This window comes from Kitasatospora sp. NPDC056783 (genome assembly GCF_042789895.1).
Classification (GTDB): Bacteria; Actinomycetota; Actinomycetes; order Streptomycetales; family Streptomycetaceae; genus Kitasatospora.
This window is the reverse complement of sequence record NZ_JBHUAF010000301.1, coordinates 1-10,567: the sequence shown is the minus strand read 5'-3', so window position 1 is coordinate 10,567 and position 10,567 is coordinate 1. Positions and strand designations below refer to the sequence as shown.

The following is a 10,567-nucleotide window of genomic DNA, read 5'->3' as shown; positions in this document are numbered from 1 at the left end:
CCGCGGTTCCGTGCCGTCCGTGTGCCTGCGGCGCACGACGTGTTGTGCCGGTGCCGGCCCGATGCGCCGGCGGCTTCAGCGCCCCGTGGGCGTCCGCACGCCACAGGACACCGCCGACCGCTCCGCGAGCCGCCCTTCGTCGCCCGGCACTCGCCTCCGCCGCCCCGGTCGGGTCGTCGCCGTCCCGGCGCGGGAAGCCGGTGGGTCGACCTCCCGCGCTGAGGCGGTGCCGCCGAAGCGGCGGAGTGGGGTGAGGTGGGGCGCCGCCCCGGTACCGCCGGGGCCGGCGGGGGCTCCGGGGTAGGTTCGGGGTGTGACGACGAATGCTGTGCCGACGGACGCTCCGGGCGCGAAGTTGATCCTGCTGACCACCACCCACCGGGTGGCTCCGGGCCTGCTGGCGTGGCCGGCGTGGGAGGCGTTGCGGTCGGCGGGGCGGGTGCTGGTGGGGGACGAGGGGCATCCGCAGGTGGCGGCGGTGCGGCAGGCCGGGGTGGTGGTGGAGGCGGTGCCGGCCGGGTCGGCGCCGGCGTTGGCGCGGCTGCTGACCGGGCAGCCCGTCGGGGGCGGGCCGACGGTGTGGCTGGGCAGCCCGGACGGGGACCCGGGGCTGACGGACGCGCTGGCACGGATCGCGGTGGAGCACGCCGGTGAGGTGCCGGAGATCGAGGTGCTGCCCGGTTCGTACGACCTGCCGGGCGCGCGGCTGCTGGACCTGGTGACGGTGATGGACCGGCTGCGCTCCCCGGGTGGCTGCCCCTGGGACGCCGAGCAGACGCACGAGAGCCTGGTGAAGTACCTGGTCGAGGAGGCGTACGAGCTGGTCGAGGCGATCGAGGAGGGGGACCGGGCGACGCTGCGCGAGGAACTGGGCGACGTCCTGCTCCAGGTGTTCTTCCACTCGCGGATCGCCGAGGAGCACCCGACCGAGCCGTTCACCGTCGACGACGTGGCGGGGGACATCGTCGAGAAGCTGATGTACCGGCACCCGCACGTGTTCGGGGATGTCGAGGTCGAGGGTGCCACCGAGGTGGAGGCCAACTGGGAGCAGTTGAAGGCGGCCGAGAAGGCGGACCGTGAGTCGGTGCTGGACGGCGTGCCGGCCGGGCTTCCCTCGCTGGCGTACGCGGCGAAGCTGGTGTCCCGGGTGCGCCGGGCGGACTTCACCGGGGTGCCGGACGAGGCGTACGAGCTGCCCGCCGAGCTGACGGCGGACTCGGCGGGCCGGCTGCTGCTCGCGGTGGTGCAGCGGGCGGCCGCCGCCGGGGTGGATGTGGACGCCGCGCTGCGGTCGGCCGCGCGCGGTTACCGGGACGCGGTGCGCGCGGCCGAGGGCCTCGAAGCGGAGTGACGGGGGCGGGTTCAGGCCGCCGTGGCGGCGCTCTCCGGGTGCCGCTGCGGGGGGACGAGCTCACCGATGGCCTCGCCGACGAGGACGACGAGTTCGGCGAGGCGCTCCAGGTCGAGGTGGGCGGGCAGGTCGGTCAGCGGGATGACCCGCTCGCCCGCCGGGCCGGCCACCGCGAACAGGTCGATCGGGCCGAGGTGCTTCTCGGCGGTGTCCACGAGGGCGGCGACGTCGCTGGGGCGGCGGATGTCTCCGCAGACGCCGACGACGGGGCAGCCCGGCCGGTCGAGTTCGGCGGCGAGGTCCTCGGCGATGCCGACGTGCTGGTCGGCGATGAGCATTCCGGCGGCGCCGGTCGCGGCGAACCGGCGGGCGAGGCCCGCGCCCGACCCGCCGTCGAGGACCGCGATGACGACGACTGATCCGCTGACCCGCATGGCCTGCTCCTCCCTGTGGGCGACACCGCACCGGCGCCCACGCGTACTGCGGAGGATCGTAGGCAGGTCCTGACCCTCCGCGACAGGGATTACCCCTCAGGTGACCAGGCTCACGCCCGCTCTCCGGCCAAGAGCTGTCCAAGAGTCGTCCACGGGGCGTCCACGGAGAGTTGGCACGCCGGACGCGAACCGGCGGCGGGGGAGCGGCGGCCCGCCGGAACGGGGGCGCGCGTGGCACCGGATACGGTCGGTCCATGCCAGCTCAGCCCGACCCCGCCCGGCCCGCCACCACGCCGTCGACGACGCCGTCCGACACGCCGTCCGACACGCCGTCCGGCACCCGGTCGACCACCCCGTCCGGCGTCCCCGCTCCGCAGCTGTTCACCTGGGAGTTCGCCGCCGATCCGTACCCCGCCTACGCCTGGCTGCGTGAGCACGCCCCGGTGCACCGCACCACGCTGCCGAGCGGTGTCGAGGCCTGGCTGGTGACGCGGTACGCGGACGCCCGGCAGGCACTGGCGGACAGCCGGCTGTCGAAGAACCCGGCGCACCACAGCGAGCAGGCGCACCGCACCGGCCGGGTGGGCATCCCGGGGGAGCGGCAGGCGGACCTGATGACCCACCTGCTGAACATCGACCCGCCGGACCACACCCGGCTGCGCCGGCTGGTGTCGAAGGCGTTCACCCCGCGCCGGGTGGCCGAGTTCGAGCCGAGGGTGCAGCAGCTCACCGACCGGCTGATCGACGGCTTCGCCCAGCGCGGTTCGGCGGATCTGATCCACGAGTTCGCCTTCCCGCTCCCCATCTACGCGATCTGCGACATGCTGGGCGTGCCGGCCGAGGACCAGGACGACTTCCGCGACTGGGCCGGAATGATGCTGCGGCACACGAAGCCGGGCCAGGGCGGCAGCCAACGCGGCGGCGTGGGGCGGGCGGTGAAGCGGATGCGGGCGTACCTGCTGGAGCTGATCCACCGCAAGCGCGCGGACCTCGGCGACGACCTGATCTCCGGTCTGATCCGGGCCAGTGACCACGGCGAGCACCTGACCGAGAACGAGGCCGCGGCGATGGCCTTCATCCTCTTGTTCGCGGGCTTCGAGACCACCGTCAACCTGATCGGCAACGGCACCTACGCGCTGCTGCGCAACCCGGAGCAGCGCCGGCTGCTGCAGGAGTCGGTGGCGCGCGGGGAGAGCGGACTGCTGGAGACCGGGATCGAGGAACTCCTGCGCTACGACGGACCGGTGGAGCTGGCGACCTGGCGGTTCGCGACCCGTCCGCTGACCATCGGCGGAGTGGACATCCCGGTCGGCGATCCGGTGCTGGTGGTGCTGGCCGCGGCGGACCGCGACCCGGCCCGGTTCTCGGACGAGAACACCCTCGACCTGGCGCGGACGGACAACCCGCACCTGGGCTTCGGGCACGGCATCCACTACTGCATCGGCGCTCCGCTGGCCCGGTTGGAAGGGCGTGCCGCGCTGGCCACGCTGCTTTCCCGGCTGCCCGATCTGCGGCTCGCGGAAAGCCCGGAGAATCTGCGCTGGCGGGGCGGTCTGATCATGCGTGGGCTGCGCGAACTGCCGGTGGAATTCAGTCCGGAGAGCCGCTCGCCGCACGTCCCTCCGCATCCGCTTCAGCAGGGCCCTTCGTGACCCGGACGAGCCGGGATGACGCTGACGGGACATCGTCGGTCAACTCCCAAGCGGGGTATGAACGCTGACCAATCCGGACATAACGCCGAAGCCGGTAGGCGGCTGGGCACGCGCCGTAATGCTGGTGTGATATCGGCGATATGAGCTTGTGATTGGTCTGAAGATCTGTCTACTCTCCTGGGGTTCGCAGCTGCGGACCCCGAGCGCGGAACGCCGAATCCTGCCCGCCACGCCACGGGAAACCGACCAGAACCCTGGGCAGGGGCGGGGGAACCAGGTTTGTTGCCGTCCCCACGGCTTGGGGTGAAGCCGCCCGAGCGGAATCGTTTCCGCTTACGGCGGCCGGGCCACCTCCCGGTCCGAACCCGACAGCTCACCTCGCAGGCGTGCGGAGAGGGACCTCTTCATGCTGTTCGTTGGAACTGGCCGTCACCGTCGTCGCACCCAGGCCGAGAAGGCCATCGCCGTCGCCGGTGTGGCCGGCGTCGGACTCGCGATGCCGCTCCTCACCGCCACCGGCGCCTCCGCCGCCCCGGTCTCCACCTGGGACGCCGTCGCCCAGTGCGAGAGCGGTGGCAACTGGAGCATCAACACCGGCAACGGCTTCTACGGTGGCCTCCAGTTCACCTCCAGCACCTGGAAGGCCTACGGCGGCACCGCGTACGCCGCGCAGGCCAACCAGGCCAGCAAGGGCCAGCAGATCGCGGTCGCCGAGAAGGTCCTCGCCTCGCAGGGTCCGGGCGCCTGGCCGGTCTGCTCCAAGAAGGCGGGTCTGACCAAGGGCGGCTCCCCGGCCTCCGTCGACACCTCTTCGAGCGGCAAGACCCAGACCGCCCCCAAGCCGCAGGCCCCGAAGCCCGCCAAGCCGGCCGAGAAGCCGGCTCAGCAGCAGGCCCCGAAGCCGGCTCAGAAGCCCGCCGCCAAGCCGGTCCAGCAGGCCGCCCCGCAGCAGCAGGCCCAGCAGACCCCGGGCTTCTCCGGCAAGGCCGGCTGGGACGCCGACGCCAAGGTGTACTGGTACCAGAACAACGGCGCCTGGTACTGGACCAGCCACCAGGGCGTCTACCAGCAGTACGCCGGCCAGGCCGCCGCCCAGCCGCAGTACGCCCCGCAGGCGGCCGTGCAGTCGGCCCCGCAGGCCACCGGCCACGACTACACCGTCCGTGCCGGCGACACCCTGTCGACCATCGCCGCCGCCCAGGGCGTGTCCGGCGGCTGGCACGCGCTGTACGACCAGAACCACGCCACCGTCGGCGGCGACCCGAACCTGATCATGCCCGGCCAGGTGCTGCACCTCGGCTGAGCCGGTGTCGGGCCCTCGCGCCCGAGCCGATGCCGGGCCGCCGTGCCCGATCCGGCGTCGAACCGCCACGCCCGACGAAGCGTGTTCCGACCCGTGGACGAAGGGGACCGGTCCTACCGGTCCCCTTCGTCCGCATTCGCCCGCCCCAGGGGGACAAGCTGGGACAAGCAGGTGAACTACCGGTGGGTAGCGGGGCCACACGCTGAGACGGAACCGAGGCCGAGGTGGTCCCGGGAGCCCGGGCGGTTAGGCTCTGGTCGTAACGACTCCGCAATCGTCCCGCTGACTGCACCCCGTCAGACCGGACCCTGCTTCCGCAAGGAGATGCCTCGTGCCGTCCATCGATGTCGTCGTAGCCCGTGAAATCCTCGACTCGCGCGGCAACCCCACGGTCGAGGTCGAGGTCGGCCTCGACGACGGCAGCACGGGTCGTGCCGCTGTCCCGTCGGGTGCCTCCACCGGCGCCTTCGAGGCCCTGGAGCTGCGCGACGGCGACAAGAACCGCTACTTCGGCAAGGGCGTCGAGAAGGCCGTCCTGGCCGTCATCGAGCAGATCGGCCCGGAGCTGGTCGGCTACGACGCCACCGAGCAGCGGCTGATCGACCAGGCCATGCTGGACCTGGACGCCACCCCGGACAAGTCCTCGCTCGGCGCCAACGCCATCCTGGGCGTCTCGCTGGCCGTCGCGCACGCCGCCTCCGAGGCCAGCGACCTGCCGCTGTTCCGCTACCTGGGCGGCCCGAACGCCCACGTCCTGCCGGTTCCGATGATGAACATCCTCAACGGCGGCTCGCACGCGGACTCCAACGTCGACATCCAGGAGTTCATGATCGCTCCGATCGGCGCGGAGTCCTTCTCCGAGGCCGTCCGCTGGGGCGTCGAGGTCTACCACACCCTCAAGGGCGTGCTGAAGGAGCGCGGGCTGTCCACCGGCCTGGGCGACGAGGGCGGCTTCGCGCCGAACCTGGACAGCAACCGCGAGGCCCTGGACCTGATCGTCGAGGCCATCCAGAAGGCCGGCTACGTGCCCGGCCGTGACGTCGCGCTGGCCCTGGACGTCGCCTCCTCCGAGTTCTACGAGGACGGCGCCTACCAGTTCGAGGGCAAGGCGCTCACCTCCACCGAGCTCATCGAGTACTACGCCGAGCTGGTCGCCGCCTACCCGCTGGTCTCCATCGAGGACCCGCTGGACGAGTCGGACTGGGACGGCTGGAAGGCCATGACCGTCAAGCTGGGCGACAAGGTCCAGCTGGTCGGCGACGACCTGTTCGTCACCAACCCGGCCCGCCTGGCCCGTGGCATCGAGACCGGCACCGCCAACGCGCTGCTGGTGAAGGTGAACCAGATCGGCTCGCTGACCGAGACCCTGGACGCCGTCGAGCTGGCCCAGCGCAACGGCTACCGCTGCATGATGTCGCACCGCTCCGGCGAGACCGAGGACGTCACCATCGCCGACCTGGCCGTCGCCACCAACTGCGGCCAGATCAAGACCGGCGCCCCGGCCCGCTCCGAGCGCGTCGCCAAGTACAACCAGCTGCTGCGCATCGAGGAGATCCTCGACGACGCCGCCGAGTACGCCGGCCGCGGCGCCTTCCCGCGCTTCCGCTCCGCGGAATAACGAGCACAGTCGCTCCGCGGAACAACGAGCACGGTCGCTCCGCGGAACAACAAGCGAGTCGCTCCGCGGAGCGACAGGCACGTACGAGGGCCACGCGCTCCCGGTAGCGCACGCCTGACCGGTGCCCCGCCGTTCACCCCGTAGGGTGGACGGCGGGGCACCGTCGCGACCAGGAGGGGATACGGGAGATGGCTGGCTGGAGGATCCCGGGCTTGGCGGCCCGGCCCCGGTTCACGAGCCGGGCGACCGTCCTCGTCCTGGTGCTCTGCTCGCTGGTGGCGATCCTCGCCTACCCGACGCGGCAGTTCATCTCCCAGCGCGCCGAGATCTCCGCCCAGCGGGCGAAGGCCGACCACGCGCGCCAGCAGGTCGAGCAGCTGCGCCGGGAGAAGGCCCGCTGGCAGGACCCGGAGTACGTCAAGGCGCAGGCCCGCGCCCGGCTGCACTACGCGGTGCCGGGGGAGACCCCGTACATCGCGGTGGACCAGGGCGGCCAGGCCGCCCGATCCTCCGCGCCCGCCACCCCCGCCGCGTCCGGCGGTTCGGCGAAGGCCGCCAAGCCCTGGTACACCAGCATCTGGGACTCGGTGGACGCCGCCGACACCGCCGTGGCGGCCCCCGCCAACCCCCTTCCGCTCCCACCGTCCTCCGTTGGAGACACCTCCCCCCATGACCACTGAGAACCACCCCACCGTCTCCGACGCCGACGTCGCGGCCATCGCCGCCCAGCTCGGCCGGGTGCCGCGCGGCCTGCGCGGTGTGGCGCACCGCTGCCCCTGCGGCAACCCGGACGTCGTGGAGACGGCCCCCCGGCTCCCGGACGGCACGCCGTTCCCCACGCTCTACTACCTGACCTGCCCCAAGGCCGCCTCGCTGATCGGCACCCTGGAGGCGGAGGGCGTGATGAAGGAGCAGACCGCCCGGCTCGCCGAGGACCCGGAGCTGGCCGCGGCGTACCAGAAGGCGCACGAGGACTACATCGCCCGGCGCGACGCGATCGAGGTGCTGGAGGGCTTCCCGAGCGCCGGCGGCATGCCGGACCGGGTGAAGTGCCTGCACGTGCTGGTCGGCCATTCGCTGGCGGCGGGCGAGGGCGTCAACCCGCTCGGCGACGAGGCGATCGGGATGCTGGAGGACTGGTGGGCCAAGGGTCCGTGCGTCTCCCCGGCCGAGGTCGAGGCCGCCGGCGAGCGGGTCGCCCGCAACCGCGCCAAGGACCAGGACCACGAGGCCGTGATCGCCGCGAAGGCGCAGAAGACCGCCGAGCGCGCCGCGAAGAAGCTCGCCACCGGGGAGTCCGGGGAGTCCGGGGAGACCTCGGAGACGGCGGGGCAGGAGTCCGAGTGAGCACGACCCGCGTGGCCGCGATCGACTGCGGCACCAACTCGATCCGCCTGCTGGTCGCCGACCTCGACCCGGAGACCGGGGAGATCACCGACCTGGACCGCCGGATGATCGTCAACCGGCTGGGCCAGGGCGTGGACCAGACCGGCCGGCTGCACCCGGACGCGCTGGCCCGCACCTTCGCGGCCTGCCGGGAGTACCAGGAGATCATCTCCGGCTTCGGCGTCGGCCCCGAGCGGGTCCGCTTCGTCGCCACCAGCGCCTCCCGGGACGCCGAGAACAGCGACGAGTACGTCAAGGGCGTGCGGGACGTCCTGGGCGTCGAGCCCGAGGTGGTGAGCGGCGAGGAGGAGGCGCACCTGTCCTTCGTCGGCGCCACCAAGGAGCTGGCCGAGGGTCAGTTCCCCGGCCCGTACCTGGTGTTCGACCTCGGCGGCGGTTCCACCGAGTTCGTGCTCGGCACGGACGAGGTGCGGGCGGCGCGCTCGGTGAACATCGGCTGCGTGCGGCTCACCGAGCGCTACTTCGGTGACGCCGAGCTGCCCTCCGAGGCGCAGGTCGCGGCCGCCCGGGCGCACGTGCGTGCGGAGCTGGACCGGGCCGAGGAGGCCGTCCCGCTGACCGGTGCGGCCACCCTGGTGGGCCTGGCCGGGACGGTCACCACGGTGTCGGCGATCGCCCAGGACCTGCCCGGCTACGACTCGGCGGCGATCCACCACTCGCGGATCAGCCGGGAGCGGGTCGCCGAGATCGCCCACGAGCTGCTGGCCGCCACCCACGCCGAGCGCGCGGCCATCCCGTCGATGCACCCGGGCCGGGTGGACGTGATCGCGGCCGGGGCGCTGGAGCTGCTGGAGATCATGGAGCGCACCGGCGCCGCCGAGCTGGTCGTGAGCGAGCACGACATCCTCGACGGAATCGCCTGGGGTATCGCCTCCTGACCCCGTTCAGGGCTTACCCGGACCGGCCCCGGCACCCCTTTCGGGGGGCCGGGGCCGCGCCGCACCCGAGGGCGTGCGGGAAAGTTCGTGAATTTCTTCACATGGCGATACGGTCAATCGTTGCATTGGCCCGCCCGCTACGTCCGAAATGTGGGACCGAAGGCCCGTTGGCCGGGTCTCCCATGGGATCGCAGGTCAGGCCTTGTGTGAGGTTTGAAAATCGAAATCACGCGCGGGAACCCGGGCGCCGTGCGGATCGTTGCTGCTCAGGCCGGTGGTGCTCCGGCGCGTGTTCGCGCGGTGCCGCCCCGGGGTGCTGGCCCCCGTGCCGGGCCGGATTTTGCGGCCGCGCAGTGTAGCACAGAGGGTCCGTCAACTTGTGACCGGGCTCACGAAGGCTGCTCCGGACGGTGCTGGATACTTTCGGATATGAGCACCACGGAGCGTCCTCGCATCCTCATTGTCGGCGGTGGTTACGTCGGCCTGTATGCCGCGATGCGCATCCTCAAGAAGATGCGTTACGGCGAAGCGACCGTCACGGTCGTCGACCCGCGGTCGTACATGACGTACCTGCCCTTCCTCCCCGAGGCGGCCGGCGGCAGCGTCGCGCCGCGCAACCTCATCGCGCCGCTGCGCAGCACCCTGAAGAAGGCGGAGGTGCTGACCGGGTCCGTCACCGGCATCGACCACGCCCGCAAGGTTGCCACCATCCAGCCCGCGGCCGGCGACAGCTACGAGCTGCCCTTCGAGTACCTGGTCGTCGCGACCGGCTCGGTCTCCCGCACCTTCCCGATCCCGGGTCTGGCGGAGAACGGCCTCGGCATGAAGACGGTCGAGGAGGCCATCGGCCTCCGCAACCACGTCATGGCCCAGCTCGACAAGGCCGAGTCCACCACGGACGAGGACATCCGCCGCAAGGCGCTGACCTTCGTGGTGATCGGTGGCGGCTTCGCCGGCATCGAGACCGTCGCCGAGGTCGAGGACATGGCCCGCGACGCGGCCAAGCTGTACAAGACCGTCAGCCGCGACGACATGCGCTTCGTCGTCGTCGAGGCGGCCAACCGCATCCTCCCCGAGATGGGCCCGGACCTCGGTCTGTGGACCAAGGAGCGGCTGGAGGAGCGCAAGATCGAGGTCTACATCGAGACCTCGATGGACTCCTGCGTCGACGGCCACGTCATGCTGAAGAACGGCATGGAGATGGACGCCTCCACCATCGTGTGGACGGCCGGCGTGAAGCCGAACCCGGTGCTGGCCAACTTCGGCCTGCCGCTGGGCCCGCGCGGCCACGTCGACACCGCGCCGACCCTCCAGGTCCAGGGCTTCGACTACGTCTGGTCCGCCGGCGACAACGCCCAGGTGCCGGACCTCGCCGCCGGCGAGGGCGCCTGGTGCCCGCCGAACGCCCAGCACGCCAGCCGCCAGGCCGTCGTCCTCGGCGACAACGTGATCTCCGGCATGCGCGGCTTCCCGCAGAAGGAGTACAAGCACAAGAACCTGGGTGCGGTCGCCGGTCTCGGCCTGCACAAGGGCGTGGCGATCCTCTTCGGCAAGTACAAGCTGAAGGGCCGTCCGGCCTGGTGGTTCCACCGCCTGTACCACGGTGCGATGGTGCCGACCTTCAACCGCAAGGTCCGCGTCTTCACCGACTGGACGCTCGCGATGTTCCTCAAGCGCGAGATGGTCGGCCTCGCCCAGATGGAGAAGCCGCAGCTGCCGATCCAGGAGGTCACTCCGCCCACCAAGCCTGTCGAGGCCGCCAAGCCGGCCGCCGACAAGGAACTCGCCAGCAAGTAAGCGACTGAGACCCCGGTGTGGGAGCACCGGGGTATGAGTCGGAGGCTCTCCGCCCGGCAGCGTTGCCGGACCACGACCTCCGTGGTGCTCAGCCGGCCGTGCGACCGGGCGGAGTACAGAAGTGGGA

Annotated in this window: 8 protein-coding genes, 1 pseudogene and 1 riboswitch; of the genes and pseudogenes, 8 read left to right on the top strand and 1 reads right to left on the bottom strand. The window is 71.9% G+C overall.

Translation table 11 applies throughout. From position 1 onward, the window contains the following. Positions 1-313 precede the first annotated feature (313 nt). Positions 314-1,351, top strand: a complete 1,038-nt coding sequence (locus ACFRMQ_RS30830) for a MazG family protein (protein WP_380733988.1) — start codon at positions 314-316, stop codon at positions 1,349-1,351. Positions 1,352-1,362: 11 nt separating this feature from the next. Here ACFRMQ_RS30830 and ACFRMQ_RS30825 read toward each other — a convergent pair whose 3' ends face one another. Then, complete coding sequence (locus ACFRMQ_RS30825; RefSeq protein ID WP_380733987.1) at positions 1,363-1,785, bottom strand: SDR family NAD(P)-dependent oxidoreductase; 423 nt, start codon at positions 1,783-1,785, stop codon at positions 1,363-1,365. Between the two features lie 254 nt (positions 1,786-2,039). On the opposite strand from ACFRMQ_RS30825, the gene ACFRMQ_RS30820 reads away from it, so the two are divergent. From ACFRMQ_RS30820 to ACFRMQ_RS30790, 7 genes and pseudogenes are all read left to right on the top strand, one after another. After that, positions 2,040-3,437, top strand: a complete 1,398-nt coding sequence (locus ACFRMQ_RS30820; protein WP_380733985.1) for a cytochrome P450 — start codon at positions 2,040-2,042, stop codon at positions 3,435-3,437. 234 nt (positions 3,438-3,671) lie between these two features. Continuing rightward, positions 3,672-3,838: riboswitch (cyclic di-AMP (ydaO/yuaA leader) on the top strand. Between the two features lie 5 nt (positions 3,839-3,843). Continuing rightward, on the top strand, positions 3,844-4,740 hold the full coding sequence (locus tag ACFRMQ_RS30815) for a transglycosylase family protein (protein ID WP_380733984.1): 897 nt from the start codon (positions 3,844-3,846) through the stop codon (positions 4,738-4,740). Positions 4,741-5,071: 331 nt separating this feature from the next. Further along, positions 5,072-6,358 carry a phosphopyruvate hydratase gene (gene eno / locus ACFRMQ_RS30810; RefSeq protein WP_380733983.1) on the top strand — a complete coding sequence of 429 codons (1,287 nt, stop codon included), beginning with the start codon at positions 5,072-5,074 and terminating at the stop codon, positions 6,356-6,358. Between the two features lie 188 nt (positions 6,359-6,546). Then, positions 6,547-7,038 (top strand): septum formation initiator family protein, encoded by a 492-nt coding sequence (locus ACFRMQ_RS30805; RefSeq protein WP_380733981.1) that lies wholly within the window; start codon positions 6,547-6,549, stop codon positions 7,036-7,038. Continuing rightward, positions 7,010-7,537 (top strand): annotated as a pseudogene (locus tag ACFRMQ_RS30800) (DUF501 domain-containing protein); the annotation flags it as partial. The gene ACFRMQ_RS30805 and the pseudogene ACFRMQ_RS30800, both read left to right, overlap by 29 nt. 164 nt (positions 7,538-7,701) lie before the next feature. Beyond that, on the top strand, positions 7,702-8,643 hold the full coding sequence (locus ACFRMQ_RS30795; protein WP_380733979.1) for an exopolyphosphatase: 942 nt from the start codon (positions 7,702-7,704) through the stop codon (positions 8,641-8,643). A 429-nt stretch (positions 8,644-9,072) separates the two neighbouring features. Next, positions 9,073-10,440 carry an NAD(P)/FAD-dependent oxidoreductase gene (locus tag ACFRMQ_RS30790; RefSeq protein WP_380733978.1) on the top strand — a complete coding sequence of 456 codons (1,368 nt, stop codon included), beginning with the start codon at positions 9,073-9,075 and terminating at the stop codon, positions 10,438-10,440. Positions 10,441-10,567 lie beyond the last annotated feature (127 nt).